General features: G+C 38.1%; 18 protein-coding genes. 3 read left to right on the top strand and 15 right to left on the bottom strand.

What is annotated here, in order from left to right; translation table 11 throughout:
• The first annotated feature begins 119 nt into the window (after positions 1–119).
• Positions 120–680, top strand: coding sequence for a cysteine hydrolase family protein (locus JFV29_RS16240; RefSeq protein WP_201185218.1), 561 nt, complete (start codon positions 120–122; stop codon positions 678–680).
• A 327-nt stretch (positions 681–1007) separates the two neighbouring features.
• On the opposite strand, the gene JFV29_RS16245 is transcribed toward JFV29_RS16240, so the two are convergent.
• The 6 genes from JFV29_RS16245 to JFV29_RS16270 all read right to left on the bottom strand — a co-directional run bounded on the left by JFV29_RS16245 (position 1008) and on the right by JFV29_RS16270 (position 7692).
• Entirely contained in the window at positions 1008–1487 is a 480-nt protein-coding gene (locus JFV29_RS16245; protein WP_201185219.1) for an SRPBCC family protein, read from the bottom strand.
• The gene (locus JFV29_RS16250) at positions 1487–1927 is read right to left on the bottom strand and encodes an SRPBCC domain-containing protein (protein ID WP_201185220.1); all 441 of its coding nucleotides are present in this window, start codon (positions 1925–1927) and stop codon (positions 1487–1489) included. Before JFV29_RS16250 ends, JFV29_RS16245 begins: the two co-directional genes overlap by 1 nt.
• A gap of 393 nt (positions 1928–2320) precedes the next feature.
• The gene (locus JFV29_RS16255) at positions 2321–3025 is read right to left on the bottom strand and encodes a TerC family protein (RefSeq protein ID WP_201185222.1); all 705 of its coding nucleotides are present in this window, start codon (positions 3023–3025) and stop codon (positions 2321–2323) included.
• Between the two features lie 491 nt (positions 3026–3516).
• A complete protein-coding gene (locus JFV29_RS16260) occupies positions 3517–5013 on the bottom strand; it encodes a tagaturonate reductase (protein WP_201185224.1) in 1497 nt (498 codons plus the stop codon).
• 99 nt (positions 5014–5112) lie between these two features.
• Entirely contained in the window at positions 5113–6126 is a 1014-nt protein-coding gene (locus JFV29_RS16265) for a zinc-binding alcohol dehydrogenase family protein (RefSeq protein WP_201185226.1), read from the bottom strand.
• Positions 6127–6186: 60 nt separating this feature from the next.
• Complete coding sequence (locus tag JFV29_RS16270; RefSeq protein ID WP_201185228.1) at positions 6187–7692, bottom strand: UxaA family hydrolase; 1506 nt, start codon at positions 7690–7692, stop codon at positions 6187–6189.
• A 199-nt stretch (positions 7693–7891) separates the two neighbouring features.
• Here JFV29_RS16270 and JFV29_RS16275 point away from each other — a divergent pair, with 199 nt between their 5' ends.
• Positions 7892–8761 carry an AraC family transcriptional regulator gene (locus JFV29_RS16275; RefSeq protein WP_201185230.1) on the top strand — a complete coding sequence of 290 codons (870 nt, stop codon included), beginning with the start codon at positions 7892–7894 and terminating at the stop codon, positions 8759–8761.
• 204 nt (positions 8762–8965) lie between these two features.
• On the opposite strand, the gene JFV29_RS16280 is transcribed toward JFV29_RS16275, so the two are convergent.
• The 8 genes from JFV29_RS16280 to JFV29_RS16315 all read right to left on the bottom strand — a co-directional run bounded on the left by JFV29_RS16280 (position 8966) and on the right by JFV29_RS16315 (position 17267).
• On the bottom strand, positions 8966–10207 hold the full coding sequence (locus JFV29_RS16280; protein WP_201185232.1) for an MFS transporter: 1242 nt from the start codon (positions 10205–10207) through the stop codon (positions 8966–8968).
• A 172-nt stretch (positions 10208–10379) separates the two neighbouring features.
• Positions 10380–11381: a LacI family DNA-binding transcriptional regulator gene (locus JFV29_RS16285; RefSeq protein ID WP_201185234.1), complete on the bottom strand. Its 1002-nt coding sequence runs from the start codon at positions 11379–11381 to the stop codon at positions 10380–10382.
• A 219-nt stretch (positions 11382–11600) separates the two neighbouring features.
• Positions 11601–12437: an SDR family oxidoreductase gene (locus tag JFV29_RS16290; protein ID WP_201185236.1), complete on the bottom strand. Its 837-nt coding sequence runs from the start codon at positions 12435–12437 to the stop codon at positions 11601–11603.
• On the bottom strand, positions 12434–13510 hold the full coding sequence (gene uxuA, locus JFV29_RS16295) for a mannonate dehydratase (protein WP_201185238.1): 1077 nt from the start codon (positions 13508–13510) through the stop codon (positions 12434–12436). The genes JFV29_RS16290 and uxuA overlap by 4 nt, the downstream gene beginning before the upstream one ends.
• Before the next feature lie 12 nt (positions 13511–13522).
• A complete protein-coding gene (locus tag JFV29_RS16300) occupies positions 13523–14143 on the bottom strand; it encodes a bifunctional 2-keto-4-hydroxyglutarate aldolase/2-keto-3-deoxy-6-phosphogluconate aldolase (protein WP_201185240.1) in 621 nt (206 codons plus the stop codon).
• A gap of 13 nt (positions 14144–14156) precedes the next feature.
• Positions 14157–15176, bottom strand: coding sequence for a zinc-binding alcohol dehydrogenase family protein (locus JFV29_RS16305; RefSeq protein WP_201185242.1), 1020 nt, complete (start codon positions 15174–15176; stop codon positions 14157–14159).
• A gap of 8 nt (positions 15177–15184) precedes the next feature.
• Positions 15185–16195: an ureidoglycolate dehydrogenase gene (allD, locus tag JFV29_RS16310; protein WP_201185244.1), complete on the bottom strand. Its 1011-nt coding sequence runs from the start codon at positions 16193–16195 to the stop codon at positions 15185–15187.
• Between the two features lie 115 nt (positions 16196–16310).
• Positions 16311–17267, bottom strand: coding sequence for a sugar kinase (locus JFV29_RS16315; protein WP_201185245.1), 957 nt, complete (start codon positions 17265–17267; stop codon positions 16311–16313).
• A 565-nt stretch (positions 17268–17832) separates the two neighbouring features.
• Between JFV29_RS16315 and JFV29_RS16320 the strand changes: the two genes are divergently transcribed.
• Positions 17833–18750, top strand: a complete 918-nt coding sequence (locus tag JFV29_RS16320; protein WP_201185246.1) for a DMT family transporter — start codon at positions 17833–17835, stop codon at positions 18748–18750.
• 461 nt (positions 18751–19211) lie between these two features.
• Here the strand turns inward: JFV29_RS16320 and JFV29_RS16325 are convergent, their stop codons facing one another.
• Positions 19212–19973, bottom strand: a complete 762-nt coding sequence (locus JFV29_RS16325) for an SDR family oxidoreductase (protein ID WP_201185247.1) — start codon at positions 19971–19973, stop codon at positions 19212–19214.
• Positions 19974–20397: the final 424 nt, after the last annotated feature.

Consider the following 20397-nt stretch of genomic DNA (forward strand, 5'->3'; position numbering starts at 1 on the left):
TAATTTGTAATTTATCCCTTCTATATTATTAAGAGATAGGTAGGATTTGCAGAATCCCTAAAACCAACACTTAATACTAACAGATTTTATCTAAATGGAAGAATAAGGAGAGAGATTAAATGGAAAAGACAGCTTTAATTCTTGTTGACGTTCAGAATGATTATTTTCCAAATGGTCGGATGGAGCTATTTGAACCTAATAGAGCAGCAAATAACTCCCGAAAGTTGCTAAATTTTTTCCGCAACCAAAACATGCCAATATTTCATATTCAGCATATATTCAATGATCACAACGCTCCATTTTTTGCTCCAGGAACAGAAGGTATCACGATTAACGAGGCTGTTACACCACTTGAAGGAGAAACTATCATTCAGAAGAATTATCCGAATAGCTTCCGAGAGACTCCCCTCCTTAATCAACTTCGTCAAGCTGGCACCGAGCATGTTGTCATATGTGGCATGATGAGCCACATGTGTATCGACGCAACTGCCCGTGCCGCCGTAGACTATGGGCTCACGTGCACCGTCATTGAAGATGCCTGCACATCTCCTGACCTATCTTTTCGCGGACGCAACATACAAGCCACCGATGTCCATGACGTATTTATGGCAGCGCTTGGAAGCCTCTACGCTACAATTGAAACAGCAACTGCTTATTTAGAAAAAGCAAAAGTAAAGTAAAAATAAGAGTGATCTAGACTTGATTTAGGTTAGGCTTTAAAAATGCCTTTCCAGTATGGTTTAAAGTTTGTTGATTTATCTGGCATTTTTCCAAATCAACAAACTTTCCATTTCTCTCTTACACATTCCTATTGTAATAGCCCGATAAAAGATTACGGAACCAGAATACATCTTTTAATTTTCAGATTTTTTACTCCATCTTCATTCCAAATTGCCATCCCTTTTTTGTGTGATCATTCATCGGAAACAAAAGCCGTTTTCTTAGACTGAAGAAGGGAGTATCGCTGCATTATTATGATATCTCCCTTTTACTAACGGGGCTATTCTTTATTCTTGGGTGGTACTTGCCCTCATTCGCTTGTCTAATTCTTCAAGCACAATCGGCCAAGCCTGTTCGTGCTGATTTCTCGACTCCTCATCTAGAAAGCCAGCATGAGTAAGACGCAAATGCGTACCGTTTGTGTAAGATTCTAGTTCAATCGTAACAACCGTTTCAGCTCCTCTTGTTCCCTCAGCCCCGGTAACCCACGTTAATTCGATGAGTCTATTGGGTTCAAGCCTAAGAAATCGGCCGTAATGGGGATGACGCTTTGCCTTTCTTTCGGTCTCGAATTCGTAGATTGTCTCAAAGAAGAAAACCGAGTTGACTTCTCCATTCATTAACACCGATCCTGGAGATGCAAACCAGAGGTCAAACTGTTTAGTCCACGCTAGGAAAAGAGCATCAGGCAATGAATCAATTATACGGTCCACCGTTAGAGAAAAAGGTCTTGATGAAAGGTCTGGTATTGAAATAGGCATTATCATCAATTTGTCTTTGATACCGAGCGTAAATTGATACCAAATTCAAGAAAAGCCTTCATACATAAGATCATATCAACCCAGCCTTGCGTCTGTTGTCCGTAACATTTTATTCCTTGTTCATTTCCTTCCCAGCCATCCTCACTCACCTTTACCAAGGTTGAGGTTGCGTCTAACCACTCTAGCTTGAATTCTACATTAGTTTCTACTCCACTAGCCGACCACAGAAATGTTATATAGTGCTCTTCTTCGCTTACTTTCTTAACAGTAATAGGAAACTCTGCACCAACATCGTCCCATCTCCAAGTAATAGTTTTATTGCTTTCAATGCGACTAGTCCCGCTAGATATAAAGTATTGAGACATTATTTCAGGATCAACAATTGCTTCAAAAACCTTGTCAATTGACTTAGAGATTTTTCTTTCAATTTCAACTTTTAGTTTCATCTACTAATTCTCCTGTTATAACATGTATTTGTATCCCATTGGTAATATACCTTAACGCAGTTTTTTTCTTCTCATATAAAATATTTCTGTTTTTCTTATGATATCCCTTTAATTTTTTTCTTGTTTAGTTACGATGCAACCACTATAGTATGACTCCCGATTTGTTATTTTATAATGGGTTTTCTCCCCTTCATTATTAAAAGGGGGCTAGTTATTTTCCAACTAAGGACCATTATCCGTTAAAATAAAAAAATATATACTAGTATAGTACATCAGCTGTCGACACACTCCATAATGGTTTCAAATTAAAACTCTGAAAGAATTAACTAGTACTGGCCAAATAGACGAAAAAAAGAGACCTTTCTTTTACGAAAAGTCTCTTTGGATTACCGTTTAACCATTCTGTTCGATTTGGATTTTATTTCTGATAGCTTTTTCTTTTTCTACTTTTTGTTGTCTAAGGTTACCCGCCACTAAAATCCCAATCACGACTATTGCTTCAAATCCGTATTTTACGAAGGGATTAGCAAAGTAGTTGTGCATGAAAGGTTCAGCTACGATCATCTTAGCAGCTGTCCAGCCTAGTATCCCGGCTCCAATTACTATGATGAATGGGTAGCGTTCAATCAGTTTCAGGATCAAAGTGCTTCCATACATCACTACTGGAATCGACACAAGCAATCCAATCACAACTAATGTGAAATTTCCATGTGATGCGCCAGCTACAGCTAGAACATTATCCAATCCCATTAAAGCATCTGCAATAATAATAGTTTTAATGGCAGCCCACATTGAGTCAGCGGGTTTCACATCATGTTCTTCCTCATCAATAAGAAGCTTATAAGCAATCCATACCAGCAGTAATCCTCCAATTAAATGAAGGCCAGGCACCTCTAAGATTACAACAACCAATAGCGTTGCAATAATCCTGATAACAATTGCCCCGACTGCTCCCCAAATGATCACCTTTTTTTGCTGATCTTTTGGAAGCTTTCTTGCAGCCAATCCAATAAGGATCGCATTATCTCCAGCAAGAACCAAATCTATCATAATGATTGCTAAAAGACCTGAAATAAATTCACCTGTTAAAAAATCCAACACATCTTCCTCCTTTTAAACAAAAATAAAGAGACCTCTGCCATAAATGGCAAAGGTCTCGCTAAGCACTAATTGATTAGGCCAATAAAGCCGGTGGAGAAATTCCACGTAATGACGACTTTATTTCAGGTAACACCTGACGCTACTCCCCTTCACGGGATAAGTATTATGAAATTTTTCCCTAAAATCTAAGTATCTTGCATTATAGAAAACTTAAAGAAATCTTATTGCAATTCTATTATACCAAATATATGAATAAAATAAAGTAAAAAATAATGATTAATTTTCTGGACTTTCCTAGGAAATAATTGGTTTATCAGCTTATAGATAGAATATATTGTCTTGGTCTATCTTCTGGCTTGGTATATTCATCATATTTCCGCTTAGTTTTTCTTTGTAAAGAGCTATTAAAATTCTACATCATACAAATACGATAAGGAAACTATTAGAGAAAACTTGATATCTTGCAACTGAGCCTGGGTTACCTAACCTTATTGTTTCCTAAGCATCACTTCTAAGTGGTAGCATAATTCGTCAACAAGAGCAGTGAACTTGTTCAAATCCTTCCCCCATAAATGTTGATTACCTAGAAAGGTCTCAACCAATTGTTTAAGTGAAATTTCTTCTGCCTCATAACGAAGCCACTGTTCTCTAAAAAATTCAATTGTTTTTACATCATCTTTTACAACATACTCTTTACCACCAAAGCTTTCCCCTACATAATTCCCTTTCACTTTCTGTACCTTATAAAATCTGATCAGACCAGCAAATGCTCGTACAACGCAAACAGGCAACCTATCTTTCTTCTCAAAATAATCTTCTATAGTCGGCAGAAGACGAACCTTAAACTTCGATACACTATTCAATGAAATGTCGGCCAGACGATGATGAACAAAAGGGTTCATAAAACGCTCCATAACGCTTTCTCCATATATTATCATCTCATTACGATCAAATGGTAATGAGGGAATTATTTCCTCATTAATTGCTTGTCGCAGAAATTGATTAAAATCAGGGTGATCGATTACCTGTTTCACTTCTTCCAATCCAGATAATATACCCAGAGGAGCCATTAACGTATGTGAGCCATTTAGAATACGTATCTTCCTCATTTGATAAGGAACTAAATCCTTTACCCAATGCACGTTTAAGCCTGATTGTTTCAAAGGAAGACGCTGGTCAAAAGAAGGGGCACCTTCTATAGCCCATAAATGATACGGCTCAGCTGTATTTAATAAAGAATCCTCATATTCCCACGATGCAAATAATTCATCCGCCTCTTTAGCAGGAAATCCTGTTACAATACGATCTACAAGGGAGTTAAGGAACAGATTATTTTGGTCTACCCAATCCATAAATGACTTCGGTAATTCCCAGTCCCTACTGTGCTGAAGGACACATTGCTTCAACATATCACCATTTCTCTCCAAAAGCTCACATGGTAACATGATGAGACCTTTTTCTGTTTCTCCGTTAAAATATAAATATCGCTGATATAAAAATGCTGTTAGTCTCCCCGGAAAAGATTCAATCGGTACTCCCTCTTCCCAGGGAATATGCTGGTATTTTAGCCCAGCCTCTGTCGTGTTAGAGACTACAAATTCCAATGTAGGGTTTTGGGACAACGCCAAAAACTCGTCCCATTCTTCATACGGATCAATTGCCTTCGAAAAAACGGAGATAATCTCTTTATTATCTACTTTCTCCCCATTCTTAAATCCCCGTATCATCAACGTATATAATCCATCTTGTTGCTTCAATTTCTCTATTTTTCCTTTTCCAGTGGGGCGAGGCTGGGTAACGACAATACTTCCCTGGAAATGCCCTTGTTTATTACATTCAGAAATCATCCAATCAAAGAAGCCACGCAGAAAATTCCCCTCTCCAATTTGCAGCACTTTTACTGGGTAATCCTGCATCATATGTCCAATTTGCACAGCTCCTGTTTCTTTACTTAGGCTCTTCACATGACTTTGATTTTTATTCATGATTATAAACTCCCTTTCATAACAGAAAATTTCTCTCTACAGAAGATGAACAAAGCAACCACATCACACGGTTGCTTTTATTAGACATGAAACCATCGTTTAAATTTCAACAATAGCCTTAATGACTTTAGCATCTGGAGTTAACCATCCTTCAAACTGTTGGATCATTTCATCCAAATGCGTACGGTGTGAAATATACAAACTTAAATCCACTCCACCATTTTTCACCGTATTCACTACATAATCAAAATCTTCTCGAGTAGCATTTCGGCTTCCCATTAGGGTAAGCTCTTTGCTATGGAAGTCAGGGTCATTAAAGGAAATATCAGACTTCACTAAACCTACATAGATCAGTCTTCCTCCGTGAGCAGGGTATTTAAACGCCTCCATCATCGACTTCGCATTACCAGTTGCGTCAAATACAACGGTAGGCATTTCTCCATTTGTCAACTCGGCTAATTTCTCTAATGGTTGATCCAAAACGTTCAACGAATAATCTGCCTTTGCCCATTTACCAGCAAACGCAAGGCGCTCATTGTTTACATCCATTGCAATTACTTTCGCTCCTTGTTCTTTAGCAAATGCCATAACTCCTAATCCTATTGGACCTGCACCAATAACGAGTGCAAACTCCCCTTCTTGAATCGCAGCACGTCTAACCGCGTGAGCCCCTATACTTAAAGGCTCTATCATAGCTGATTGATCAAGGGTAAGCCCTTCAGTTTTCACTAAATGATCATAAGGAACCGTAATCCATTCACGCATTCCACCTTCCATATGTACACCCAACACTTTCATACTCGTACAGCAGTTCGTTTTTCTGTTTTTACAAGCAATACATTTTCCACACTCCATATATGGAATGATCGAGACTTGATCACCAATTTTTAGTCCCGATGCATTCTCAGGGATGGATTCAATATGCCCAGATAGTTCATGACCAAGTATCCGTGGATAGCTAAAAAATGGTTGATTACCTCCATAGGCATGAATGTCCGTTCCACATATTCCAATGCGCTTCACACGAATTAAAGCTTCTCCTGAGTTTGGAACAGGTTGTTCAGCCTCTATCATTTTAAATTGATAAGGTTGCTCACAGACTATACTTTTCACAAAATAACACTCCTTTTTTTATATTTTTAATCTACTTAAAAGATGAGAAAATTACCTATTTTAAAGAATGACTCCCTCTTTAAAAATACTTATCTCCCTATAGCCGAATTTTTCATTATTGGTTTTCTTTTCACCAGATGCAAGCTCAAGAATGTAACGGAATAAATCATGCTTTAATTTATCTATGTTTTGACCTTCAATTAACTGTCCCGCATTATAATCAATCCAATGCTTTTTGCGTTTGGCTAAATCTGAGTTTGTCGCTATTTTCACAGTTGGCACCGGGCCGCCAAATGGTGTTCCTCTTCCTGTGGTAAATAGAACGATATGAGCCCCTGATGCTGCCAAAGCCGTAACCGATATCAAGTCATTACCAGGAGCATTGACCAAATTCAGTCCATGTTTAACTACTCGTTTGCCATATGGATTGACATCTACAACCGTAGCATGACCGCCTTTTTGCGTACATCCAAGTGATTTTTCCTCCAGTGTACTAATACCACCTTCTTTATTTCCCGGTGAGGGATTTTCATAAATTTCCTGATCATGCCGAATGAAATATTGTTTAAAATCATTAATAAGATGAACGATTTTATTAAATGTTTCTTCATCTTTTGCCCGGTTCATTAATATAGTTTCCGCTCCAAACATCTCTGGAACCTCTGTCAAAATTGTTGTCCCACCATTTTCAACAATAAGATCGGATACCGCTCCAACTAATGGATTGGCGGTAATACCTGAAAAACCATCAGATCCTCCACACTTTAATCCTATTTTCAACTTTGAAACCGGTATCGGCTGACGTTCAAATTGTTCCGCGTATCCCACTAATTCTTCCAATAATCGTAAGCCGCACTCTAATTCGTCATTAACCTCTTGGGCTTTGAGAAATTTAATACGATTCGGGGGATACTCGCCAATGACTTCTTTAAATGCTTCAATTTGATTATTCTCACATCCTAATCCCACAACCAACACTCCGGCTGCATTCGGGTGTTGAGCCAAGGATGCTAATAGCTTCTGTGTATTAGTCAAGTCATCCCCTAATTGAGAACAACCGTAGGGATGAGGAAAGTGATGAATTCCATCAATTTGTCGCTCCTTAAACTGCTCATTGCCCATTTTAGCAAGCACTTCACATGTTTTATTGATACAACCAACCGTATTGATAATCCATATTTCATTACGGATGCCCACATCCCCGTCTTCACGAATATATCCTTGGAATGTATGTTTTGAGTCTTCGACTTCTGTATTTTGAATGCTTGGTTGATAGGAATATTCCAATATCCCCTGCAAACCGGATCCTAGGTTATGAGTATGAACCCACTCCCCAGCATCCAGATCTTTTTTGGCTTTCCCAATCGAGTAGCCAAACTTAAGAACATCTGCCCCCTGCTTTACCGGGTTTACTAATATCTTATGTCCTTTCGGAATATCATCACGAGCCTTTATATTGATAATTTCATTGTCTCCCGATTGAATTTGAAGGCTCTCCCCTTTTCGGATCTCATGCAAGGAAATAACCACATCATCTTTTGAATGCAATTGAACAATCTTATTCATTTTGTCCCCTCCTATTTTGAGTGTTGGCGTACAACACCTAAACGGTAATTACTATTAGAAAACCCTTTCATTTTCAAGCATGAATTTATTTCCTTATGAATCTATTATCATTTTAACATCAAGAATTGAAATATAAATTGCATTTTTTGATATATATATACTCATTTTTGTTGTAATATACAATCAGGTGATGAGCGAAATGAAAAAATATCAAAAAGTGTCCAATCATGATTTACTGTTCCCTTTATCTTTTGTCTATCAAGATACTAAAAGTCCTCAGAAAGAACTATCTGATCATATGCATGATTATTATGAAATTGTTTATGTTTATAGCGGTAATGGGACCTTTTTTGTCGGTGATGTGTTTTATGATATGCAACAAGGAGATGTATTCCTAATCCCTAACGATACGATTCATAGAGCAATGCCGAATAAGGACGACCCTGTTACTTCTACGATTATCTTTTTCAGCCCCACATTAATATATAAGGACATTGTTGATGATTCTTTTTCATATTTAAATTTGTTTGACCTGACAAAAAAGAGTAAGAATTATAAAATATCCTTACCACCAAAGAAACAGGTAAAAATGGAAGAACAGCTTCTACACATTTATCAAGAAACATCAGAAAATGCATTAGGCGCAAGGCATGCCACTTTGCTGATTGTTCACCAGATTATGCTTGATTTATGCCGTATACGAATAAATAACGAACAGGATATGTCGGAGACTAATACCTATAGTTCAGTATGGATTAAAGATATTTTGGCATATATTAATGACCATTTAAGTGAACCATTAACCTTGACGATACTTGCTAATAAATCCTTGGTCAGTCCCTCTCATTTCAGTAGAGTCTTTAAAGAAACAACTGGAATCGGGTTAATCGTGTATCTGAATACGAAAAGAGTCATTAAAGCAAAGGAACTGTTATTGGAAACGAATCACACAGTTTCGCAGATTGCTGAAATGTGTGGTTTCGAAAGTATGCCCCATTTTCATCGTATCTTCAAAAAATACAATGATAGGACTCCAGCTAATTTTCGAAAAGCACACCATAAATCTTAGATTCAGAAAAATTGAGTAGGTGCATGATGATTCATACAGCTCCCTTGAACTCGTACAGATTACCGCATAATTCCTTATTTGGATAAAATATAAGCTAACTAAACTTTCGATATTGTGTAGTTGCAAAAATATGTATCCTATTAAAATAGAAGTGTCCCTCCATAGATAATTCCATTGGGGGGACACTTCTATTTTATTAATCTATTACGCGGGTTTAACTATCGGACGTACAAAGCGAATTACTGCAAGCGATGCAACAATAGCTAATCCACCTGCAAGCAAGAAAGCTACTGTGTATGTGCCTGATGTATCAACAATGTATCCTGTTAAAGTTGGTCCGATAATTCCTGCTGTATTTGCTAAGAAATGCATAAAACCACCAACTGATCCAACGTTATCTGGGTCTACGACATCATTAATAATCGCCCAGTATATTGCACCTGTTAAATATAGGAAGAACACAGAAAGTGCAACTAGAGTTACTGCACTTAATGTTGTCGATACAAGGCCGGCAAATCCGATACAAACAGCCGATAAGAACAAACAAGTAACAAGCACGAGCTTACGTGAGAATAAAACGCCTTTTTGTGCGAACTTTTTAAAGAAGAAATCCGACACGAAACCTCCCAAAGCAAGACCAATAAACCCAAATATCCACGGAATTACTGTGATGATACTCATATTTTCTACGCTTAGTCCGCGTGCATTTACCAAATAGCTTGGGAACCATGTTAAGAAAAAGAACAAGATATAGTTGTACGAAAAAAATGCAAGTGCTGTAAATAATACAGTTTTTTGTTTTAAATAGAAGGTGAATTTCAATTTTCCTTCCGATGCTGCTGCTACATATTCTTTTCCCATATTTTCCTGTTCAGTTGACTCTTCTGGTTTTTCTTTAGCAAATTTCCACCAGCACACAGCCCATATAAGACCAATCACCATGATAGCAATAAATGAAACTCTCCAACCATATGAGATTGCTATAAAGCCAACAATCGGTCCTGCAATGGCTCCACCAAGTGGTGTCCCGCTATTAGTCAAACCAACAACAGATGCCCGTTGATTAGAAGGAAACCAGTTATTTACCATTTTATTAATTGTTGAGGAGAGTGGACCTTCACCCATCCCGAACAAAATACGAATAACAATCATACTGACAAACCCGACAGCCAGTACAAGTGCACCACTGAATATAGACCAAACAATCATAGCAACGAAAAGTGTCAGCTTCGCACCATATTTATCGGATGCCATTCCTCCAAGAAAGTTAAATATCGCATATCCTACAGAAAAACTACTAAAAATAATCCCCATCTGTGTCGCTGTTAACGATAAATCATCTTGAATAAACGGCGCTGCTATAGACAATGCAGAACGGTCTAAATAATTTATTACACCTGCTAAGAACAAGAAAAGAATGATCATTCCTCTACCTTTTGTAAACATAAAGAACCCCCCTAGATGTTTCAATAAATGTAAAAGTACCTTTGAAAACGTTTCCAATTTATAACCAAGAACCAACACATATAAAATAAACCCCTAAAAAACATGAAAAAGTAAATCGGTTTAGTAAACTCTAGTAAAAAAAGCGCTTTCTTTTTCACTTAAAATCTTGCGTCTAGCAAGAATTTCTTGACAGCAAATTCGGTTTCAAACGATGCACGCTTGTGTCTTCTTTTCCAGTTTTATTTATCTGCCTAAGCAATAACTCTGCTGCCTGATTTGCCATTTCAATTGCTGGCTGATTAACCGTTGTTATAGTCGGTGTATAGAAGTTAGCGTACGGGACTTCATCAATTCCAATAACCGCAACATCCTCAGGAATATTCATATCGTGTTTTTTCATATATCGCAAAATTTCATTAAGTACGATATCATTTCCTGCTAATATGGCTTGAGGCGGTTTTTTTAATTCGAAAAATTCTGAAAGTGCATTCGGGATTTCTTCTGCATTCACTGTTTTAATATAATCTGCATTGAATTGTATTCCATGTGACGCGAGTGTATCTTTGTACCCTTGGATACGTTCAATTCGAGGACTGATATTATGGATTATAGAAGTGGTTATGATTGCAATTTTTTCATAACCTTTTTCTACAAACCGATCAACCGCTAACTTTGACGCAAGATGATTATCAAGCATAACAGTCGCAATATTTAATTCTTCTATCGTCCGATCCATAAATACAATTGGAAACTGATCACTCTTCATACGTTTATATAAATCAAGATTGTCCCCTGTGGGGAAAATGATGATTCCATCAACTTGCTTTGCTCTTAGCATTTCAATATAATTCTTTTCCTTCTCAGGATTATCATCTGCATTACATACAATAATATGAAACCCTTGTTTATAAAAGTAGTTTTCTATTGCACGTATAATTTGTGTGGAAAACGTGTGAAGAATATTGGCAACCACTACTCCAACCGTAAAAGTCGATTTTTGTTTTAAACTGCGCGCTATAATATTAGGTTGATAGTTCAACTCTTCAATAGTCTCTTCAATTTTTTTTCTAGTTTTTTCACTCATGTACTCGTATCGCTTATTCAAGTATTGGGAAACAGTGCTTTTCGATACTTTCGCATGTTTGGCGACATCAGTAATTGTAATAGTTTTCATTTCATTCATTCCTGTCTCGTGTTTTCATTTCTGTGCTTATCACCATTTAACAAAGTGGTTTATGATATATAAGAAATATTCTATTATATTAAGAACAGCTTTACAATCACCTTCTGTTATACCGAAAATGCACATCCCAATACCATCCCATAATCAGTGAGCTATCATAAAAAGACCAGTCGCCTGCATGGCTTCTTTATTTTAAAAAAAGAAATTTGTTCACACTCCTGAGTAGGCCATGAAACCGCCATCAACTGGCACCGTAATTCCTGTGACAAAACCCGAATAGGATTCATCAACAAGCCAAAGCAATGTACCAAGCAAATCTTCAGGTTGCCCAAAGCGTTTCATAGGTGTTGCTGTAATAATTTTATTGGACCTTGCCGTAAGACTACCATCTTCATTAAGCAAAAGGTCTCGATTTTGCTTCGTCAGAAAGAAACCTGGTGCAATAGCATTCACACGTAAGCCCTCTTCAGCAAAATGAACAGCCATCCACATTGTAAAGTTATTTATCGAAGCTTTGGCAGCACTATATGCTGGTACTTTAGTCATTGGAGCGTAAGAGCTCATGGAAGAAATATTTAATATAACTGGTGCTTCCACTTGTAATAACGCTTTCCCAAAAACCTGACTCGCCAAAAATGTACCTGTGAAATTACTGGCAAAAACTTGAGAAAAACCATTTTCATCTAAATCGAAAAATGACTTTCCATCTACATCTTCCCCATATTTCTCTGGAGCTGTAATGGCATCAGGGTGATTGCCTCCAGCACCATTTATTAATAGGTCCACTCGTCCGAACTTTTCCAGTATTTTCTCTCTTGCATTCTCTAATGAGATTCTATCCAAAACGTCTGTCGCGATGGATATTGCAGTTCCGCCTGTTTGGCCAATGATATCGACTATCTGTTGTCCTTTTTCAGCCGTTCTGTTCAATATAGCTATTTTGACACCATGACGGGCTAACTCTACAGCCATTTTGGAACACAATACACCACTGCCGCCGGTGATTACTGCCACCCTATTTGTTAAGTTTTCGTGGATAGGCATCATGATTGCTTACCAACTTTGGAGGCTTCATATGCATCCCACAATCCAAGTAAATACATAATACCTAATGCCCTGTCGTATAATCCGTAACCTGGGCGACAAACCTCTCCCCAAATGTGACGGCCGTGGTCAGGTCTTACATAGCCAGTATAATTTTGCTTGTTCAATTCTTCTACAACACCCTGCACATTAATGGATCCATCCTGTGTATAATGCGATGTTTCCACAAAGTCACCGTTTTCATAAATTTTCACATTACGGATATGCGAGAAAGGAGCACGGTAAGCATACTTTTTAGCTACTTGTACCATATCATTTTCAGGGTTCGCACCCATCGAGCCTGTACACATCGTAAACGCATTCGATGTCGAATCCGAAATGGCGATTAGTTTTTCATAACTTGATTCTCCCGTGATGATTCGTGGCAAGCCAAAAATGGACCATGGTGGATCATCCGGATGTATCGCCATTTTAATGCCGCATGCCTCGGCAACAGGTAATATTTCCTTAAGGAAAATTTCTAAATTCGCCCATAGCTGATCTTCATCTATACTTTTATATGCTTCGAATAATTCAGAAATCTGCTCCATCTTTTCTGGTTCCCAACCAGGCAATGTTAAATCTGAAGCTTCTGCTACCGTACGAATTAACTCTTGTGGATCTAACGTATCTACTTTTGCTTTTTCATAAAATAATGCAGTTGAACCATCTTCTAATGGATGGAACATTTCTGTTCGAGTCCAATCAAAAATCGGCATAAAATTATAACAAATGACTTTTACGCCAGCCTCTGAAAGGTTACGGATCGTCTCTTTGTATTTCTCGATATACATCATACGATCTTCATTTCCTAATTTAATCGATTCATGAACATTTACACTTTCAACAACATCTGTGTGAAAACCAAATGATTGGATATACTCAATTTCTTTTTTAATTTCTTCTTTTCCCCATACCTCACCAACAGGTTTTTGGTGCAATGCCCAGACAATCCCCTTAACTCCAGGGATTTGTTTAACCTGCTCCAATGTAACGGTATCATTGTCTTTCCCATACCATCTAAATGTAATATTCATTGTGCACCCCCATTATTCTGCAATTTTCTGCATGTATTCTCTACTTAATTCAACTACGGCTTCATAGCCACCGCTTCTATAGGCTTTGTTTAAGTCACTACCAATTCCTGCAGCTACTGCACCTGCATTCAGCCAGTCCTTCATATTGTCCAAATTAATTCCGCCGGTAGGCATAATCCTTACATTAGGTAGCGGACCATTAACGGACTTGATGAAAGAAGGTTCAAAGTGGTTTGCCGGAAATAGTTTCAGAACATCACAACCTGCTTCAAGTGCTGTAGCCATTTCTCGAATTGTCATACAACCAGGCATATATGGAATGCCATATCGATTACAAAGGATAGCAACTTCTTCAACAAAATAGGGACTTACAATAAAACTGGCACCAGCTAAAATGGCATGGCGAGCTGTTTCAGAATCCAATACCGAACCTGCTCCTATAAGTGCATCTGTATTTTGCAGTTCCTTGAAAGCTTCTTCAATTCGTGGTGTTGTATAAGTCAATTCGATTGACCGTATACCACCTTCAACAGCTGCTTTAGACAGTTGTGCCGCTTCCTCTGCATCCTGTCCCCGGATAACAGCTACAACTTTCGTTTCTGTTATTTGGTGAATTATTGAATGTTTATCCATTACGTCAACCCCCTTAATTAAATACGATGATCGCTTTTCGAACCTGTTCTGGATGGTTTTCAACAAAATTAAATGCCTCTTGTACATCATCAAGGGAAAATGTATGTGTAACTAAACCTTCATGTCGTAGATTACCTTCATTTAACAGTTTCACTACTTTTGGGAACTGGTTGGTTTGCAATCTAGAACCTTTCACCGAAACTTCCTTTTTAGTGATTGGAAGCTGGGAAACCGCTGCAGTTCGCTCATCAAAACCTAGCACGACTATCCGTCCTGCAGTAGAAACTACTTCAAAGGACAATTCAAAAGTCATGGGCAAACATACGGCATCAATGACAACATTGGCACCTTCGCCATTCGTCCATTCCTGTACACGCTTTTGAACATCTTCACTGCCCGCATGAACAGTAATATCAGCGCCATTTACTTTAGCAAAAGCCAAGCGCTCATCACTTAAATCCGTGATCATTACCGATGCCCCTTGAAGCTTGGCCATCTTTAATATACAAATCCCAATAGGACCTGCTCCTTGGATAAGTACTGTGTCCCCTTTCTCTACTTCTCCTCTCCAAACCGCTTGTGCACCGATTGTATAAGGTTCAGCTAATACTATTTCTTCCCAAGCTAAAGCGGAATCCACAACATGTAGTTGTTTTTCGGGAAGAACACACCATTCCCTCATCCCACCATCTTCATGTACACCAAAAACAGACAATGTTTCGCATACATTTTGGCGACCTTTACGGCAAGCATAACACTCTCCACAATAACTGATAGGCTCAATAACCACGTGGTCTCCCACTTTAATACCTGTGACATCTTGACCAATCTCCACAACTTCTCCAGCTACCTCATGCCCTACAACTCGGGGCAATGTAGCAAGAGGATTTGTACCATGGTAGATATGCATATCTGATCCACAAATCCCGACTCTTTTAACTTTAACAAGGACATCTGTTGAGTTCGAAATCTCGGGTTTTTCTACTTCTTGAATAACAAGTTCATGTGCTTTTCGTACTTGAACCGCTTTCATTTCTCCACCTACTTTGTAAGAAATTCATACACACTCGACGCTATCGTAATACCTTGTACTAGGTTTCTTTCTTCATGAAGCTGTTCTATTTCACCCGGTACATATACTCGGTCGAACCCTGGAGCTGGTTGAACCTGTTGAAGCTCTTCTATCATCCGATCCATCTGCTCCAAAAACAGGTCAGAATCAGTGAAGAACGAAGGATTAATTACACAGAAATAGTGACCAAGCTTTCTTTTCTTTTCAAGATCATCATACATTTTTCCAATGTGTGGACCAAATGCCGCACCTGCTAATAATCCAGAAAACACATCCACTATGACAGATAACCCATAGCCTTTTGGACCTCCAAAAGTGGAAAGGGAAACGACTTTGTTTGGATCTGTGACAGTAGCTCCATTTTCATCGACTCCCCAGCCTTCAGGGATTGCCTTTCCTTCTTCTCGTGCTTGAAGGATTTTGCCCAATGCTACATTGGATGTCGCCATGTCTAGGATAAAGGGTTTCTTTGTCTTTGTAGGTACTCCATAAGCAATAGGGTTTGTTCCAAGAAACGATGTCTTACCTCCAAAAGGAACCACGATTTTATCTGTATGTGACATCGCAATCCCGATTAGTTTTGCATCCGTAGCTTTTTGAACGAAATAGCTTAATGCTCCGCAATGGCTACTATTTACAACAGTCACCATACCCACTCCATTGTTACGAGCCATTTCGATTGCATGATCCATAGCTACTTCCCCGATAACATGCCCAAATCCATCATCCCCATCAACTACTCCCGTTACAGGTCCGCTCGATTGAAAGGAAATCTGCGCATCAGGGTTAATTCCTCCTGCCTGTAAACGGTTTATATAATGCTCTGTCCGCAATACCCCATGGGAATTCACATTTCTAAGGTCAGCATGGACCAATACCTCTGCGATTTTCCCTGCATGCCCTTCACCTAAACCCGCTTCTGTTAACTTCTTAATAACTAGTTGTTTAGCTTCCTCTGCTTGTATTGTTACTGTTGTCATTTTCTCCCCCCTACTCTACATTTGTATGTTTCGCTCTTAGTGTATCGTTTGTTTGACCCTCTGATAAACTATCTTTAATTGCATTGATTGACGGTAGACATGCTCCTTCTCCACCTTATCTTTCAATAACAGCTTCATTCTGTATGAAAGGCCATACCTCTTCCAAATAGGGTAACCCCTCATTATCTCCCGAAACGGTCGTTACAAGAGCTCCAACGCCATTTGCGAATTCCAATCGTTCTTCGATAGATAAACCATGAAGATATCCGTATATATAGCCGGCATCAAAGCCATCTCCCGCACCAACAGTGTCTATCGGGGTAACAGGGAATGCTTCTTTTTTATGCCAAACACTATTTGTATATAGTTTTGAGCCATGTTCCCCGTCCTTGATGACAAGCTGATCTATATTATTTACATTTGCGAATTCCGCCAATGATTCTTCAGAGTCAATCCCGATAATCAATCGTATTTCGTCTAGACCTGTTAGCAAAATATCAACAGATGGAAAAACTTCTAAATAAACAGATCTCGCTTCTTCGATAGACCATAGCTTTAGGCGGATATTCGGATCAAATGAGACAGGGATATCTTTTTGTTTAGCGATTTCTATAACCCTCTTAGCAATATCTACATTTTTAGGATCTATAGCCAAAAAAACACCAGTAAGATGGACAAGGTCAATATCTTCAAACATCCGATCTGTGATATCTTCCGGTTTTAGAGTTAATATGGGTGACTGATAGCGATAATAAAAAGTCTTTCCGGAACCATCCTCTCGAATTTCTTTGAAATTTAGGGATGTTGGATAACCATTTACAAAGGCAACATCACTCATATCCACCCCTTCCCCACGTGCAAAATTATAAATAACACGACCAAACTCATCCTTACCCAAACGGCTTAACCACTTTGCCCTCATACCAAGCCGAGCACAACCAATGGCAAAATTCAGTTCAGCCCCTCCTACTTTTCGCTCAAATCTGTTCACGAATCTTAAAGGCCCAGTTTCTTCTGGGTTTAACGTAATCATGGCGTCACCCAGTGTTAAAACACCAAATTTTGATGACAATACAGTACCTCCTTTTTTCGAACATTCACAAATAAAAGGTAATATATTTGATCATATCCAACATTTTTAAGGTAAATCGATTTAGTTTTTTACTAAACCGGTTTGGTAAATCATAAGGAAATTGTAATTGAAAACCCTACCAAAAACAATAGAAAAATTTAATAATTTGTAATTTTATTTCTATTCGTGAATTTCTCACACCATTAAACCTCACATATTACCAAATATACCTAAACATCCCCAATAATCTCTACATAAAAAGTTTAGTTCAATACTTTTCACTCCTCTTGGTAACTCTGCCAGAGGATCCATATGGATTTATTTTGGGACAATCTGAACAGGACAACTTAAGTTAGTATGTTTTAACACACTATCATTTCCATAATCTATAATCTTTTAACCATTCCCCCTTCACCACACATGTACTACATAGGTTCTAATTGATTAGCAGTTTCGATTTTCCCCTTCCCCCTTTTAGTATTATCAAAATTTACTTTTTTGCTATTAATTTGGGGATAGTTGTATAATATATCAATTGTTAAATTTGTTTGAAAGGTTGTTTTGAATGAGCTATTTAAAAATCTACATCTTACTTATCGGAATCATGATTACTTGGGGGTTAAACGTTTCTGTTATTAAAATTTTAGTTGAACATACCCAACCTGTGACAATTACCTCTTTAAGAATTTTTGCGGCTTCTTTAATAGTTTCCCTTATCCTCTACTTTCTTGGTCTAATACGTCTCCCTAAAAAAAACGAACTTTTTTACGTTTTCGGAGGCGCCCTTTTAAGTGTGGTTTTTCATCATTATTTTTTAGCGGAAGGGTTAACAAAAACGTCAGCTACAAATGCTGGATTGATTTTGGGAATGGGGCCAATTTTGACAGTCATATTATCAATGATATTTTTCCGTAAAAAGCCGACCATTATCCGATTTCTTGGTTTTGTTTGTGGTGCTCTTGGTGTGAGTTTTACCGTTTTGGCAGGAAGTGGTGGTATTCATTCTATTAATCTGGGAGATGTGGATATCTTACTCTCCATTCTTTCACAAGCGTTAAGTTTTATTTTAATTAATCAAGCTTCAAAAACAATGGATCCACGCTTATTAACCGGTTATATGATGTTAATAGGATCTTTTATTCTTTTCGCCATCAGCTTATGGAAGGAACCAGATGGCTTAGCATTACTAGCTTCTGCTCCACCTTCCATATGGGTAGCTTTCATTTTCTCAGCAGTGATTGCCACGGCACTTGGGCATCTGGGCTATAATTACGCCATTGGTAAGGTTGGTGCGGCCGAATCCTCTATATTTCTTAATTTAAACACCTTATTTTCTTTAGTCGGGGCAGCCATTTTTCTTAATGAAGCCATTGTTCCTGCACATTTCTTGGGTCTTATCTTCATTATTTCAGGAGTCCTGCTTGGATCGGGGGCATTAGAAATATGGATTCTTCAGAGAAAAAATAAAGGTATATCTGCATAGTTGCAATCAACTTAGATTGAAGATGTTGCTAGTCTATAATCCTTGAACAGACTTCGAACTTATACAAGAGGGGTCTGGGGGCTAACCTTATATATTGAGAGACCATTAACCTTCCAAAATAGTACAATAATAAAGTACATATATTGAAAGTTAATGGTCTCAAAATGTTTAATTCACCTTTACGTATTTTGTCCCCTCGACACTTAATATTTATTGCGGATTCATTCAGCAGGTAATTTCAATAATTTTTAATCTTAGGAAAATATACTGATTTTTGAGCCATCCTTCATTTACAAACCTTCTGGAAATATAACTTCATTTCAATAATATCCCTATTTTTTTGTTTTTGTAATTTAATTTCAACATCATAATTTTATTAGGATTCTAAAACGGGTTAAGCAAATACATAACTGTCTTTCTACTAAAATATAAATATTCGCCAGATATAACACATTTGAAGATTATCTGCCTAACCATCCACCATCAATAGATAATAAATGACCATGAACATAACCTGCTGCCTCCGAAGCTAAGAATACAACAGCCCCCTTAAAATCTTCCGAGTTTCCCCAGCGCCCCGCTGGAATTCGTTCAAGTATTTGCCTGTTTCTTGCAGCATCATTGATTAGAGCCTCATTCATATCTGTAGCTATATAACCTGGAACAATGGCATTTACATTCACATTGTATTGTGCCCATTCATTAGACAACGCTTTTGTTAGCTGTGCTACTCCGCCTTTTGCTGCTGCATACGCTGGGACGGTTAATCCCCCTTGAAAAGAGAGCAGAGAGGCCATATTAATAATCTTCCCTTTTCTTTGTGGTACCATATAGCGACCTGCCATCTGACATAAAAGCCAAACTGTTTTTAAATTCACCTGGATCACATCATCCCAATCGGATTCTGGAAAATCGACTGAAGGTGAGCGGCGCTGAATACCAGCATTATTAACTAAAATATCAATCTTTCCAAAATGCGCGACGACACTAGGAATTGCTTCCTTTACTTGATTTAAATCTTCTAAATCACAGGGAATAATCAAGCATTTTCTTCCTAATTTTTCAATTTCGTACTTTACATCAACTTGTTCAACCGAACGCTGAAGTAGTGCAATGTTTGCACCCGCTTCTGCTAATGCTATAGCCATAGAACGTCCTATTCCTCTAGTAGCCCCTGTCACCGCTGCAACTTTTCCCTCTAATCCAAATAAATTAACTACCATATCTTCACCTCTTTCGTTTAATCCGGCCAAATAATATCTTTAAAGATACATCCGGGATCTCCATTAATCCAAAATCCTGCACAATTTCTTCAAGCGGCAATTTCACTGAACTGAATGGCCTCAATCATTCCTTTTCCTATTAAGGGAATAGGCTTTTCAAAGTCCCCCCGACTGTAGCATCTTGTCGTCGTTCTGAACTCATGGCACATAGCACGAGGGGCTTTTGCTATTGGGTGCTTTCCAAAATAAATCACCGACGAGAAAACATCTTTACCTTGATGAGGGCTTCCCAGTAATGTTGTGTACTTATCGACAATCTTAATAAATAAATATAAAAAGAGACTGCCTGGACGTTACCGACAGTCTGTACTACCCTGGTTTCCTTTTTAAAGAGAAAACATGTTACTCATGCTCATGATCGTGC

Origin of the sequence: Peribacillus sp. TH16, from assembly GCF_016651095.1 — a bacterium.
GTDB lineage: Bacteria > Bacillota > Bacilli > Bacillales > DSM-1321 > Peribacillus > Peribacillus butanolivorans.

What these genes read in the sequence shown, in the direction of transcription:
- JFV29_RS16290 (WP_201185236.1), bottom strand. Translation starts at nt 12,437, where the DNA reads ATGATGCCTATCCACGAAAACTTAACAAATAGGGTGGCAGTAATCACC.
- JFV29_RS16245 (WP_201185219.1), bottom strand. Translation starts at nt 1,487, where the DNA reads ATGATAATGCCTATTTCAATACCAGACCTTTCATCAAGACCTTTTTCT.
- JFV29_RS16240 (WP_201185218.1), top strand. Translation starts at nt 120, where the DNA reads ATGGAAAAGACAGCTTTAATTCTTGTTGACGTTCAGAATGATTATTTT.
- JFV29_RS16305 (WP_201185242.1), bottom strand. Translation starts at nt 15,176, where the DNA reads ATGAAAGCGGTTCAAGTACGAAAAGCACATGAACTTGTTATTCAAGAA.
- JFV29_RS16270 (WP_201185228.1), bottom strand. Translation starts at nt 7,692, where the DNA reads ATGAATAAGATTGTTCAATTGCATTCAAAAGATGATGTGGTTATTTCC.
- JFV29_RS16300 (WP_201185240.1), bottom strand. Translation starts at nt 14,143, where the DNA reads ATGGATAAACATTCAATAATTCACCAAATAACAGAAACGAAAGTTGTA.
- uxuA (WP_201185238.1), bottom strand. Translation starts at nt 13,510, where the DNA reads ATGAATATTACATTTAGATGGTATGGGAAAGACAATGATACCGTTACA.
- JFV29_RS16320 (WP_201185246.1), top strand. Translation starts at nt 17,833, where the DNA reads ATGAGCTATTTAAAAATCTACATCTTACTTATCGGAATCATGATTACT.
- JFV29_RS16325 (WP_201185247.1), bottom strand. Translation starts at nt 19,973, where the DNA reads ATGGTAGTTAATTTATTTGGATTAGAGGGAAAAGTTGCAGCGGTGACA.
- JFV29_RS16285 (WP_201185234.1), bottom strand. Translation starts at nt 11,381, where the DNA reads ATGAAAACTATTACAATTACTGATGTCGCCAAACATGCGAAAGTATCG.
- JFV29_RS16260 (WP_201185224.1), bottom strand. Translation starts at nt 5,013, where the DNA reads ATGAATAAAAATCAAAGTCATGTGAAGAGCCTAAGTAAAGAAACAGGA.
- JFV29_RS16275 (WP_201185230.1), top strand. Translation starts at nt 7,892, where the DNA reads ATGAAAAAATATCAAAAAGTGTCCAATCATGATTTACTGTTCCCTTTA.
- JFV29_RS16250 (WP_201185220.1), bottom strand. Translation starts at nt 1,927, where the DNA reads ATGAAACTAAAAGTTGAAATTGAAAGAAAAATCTCTAAGTCAATTGAC.
- allD (WP_201185244.1), bottom strand. Translation starts at nt 16,195, where the DNA reads ATGACAACAGTAACAATACAAGCAGAGGAAGCTAAACAACTAGTTATT.
- JFV29_RS16280 (WP_201185232.1), bottom strand. Translation starts at nt 10,207, where the DNA reads ATGTTTACAAAAGGTAGAGGAATGATCATTCTTTTCTTGTTCTTAGCA.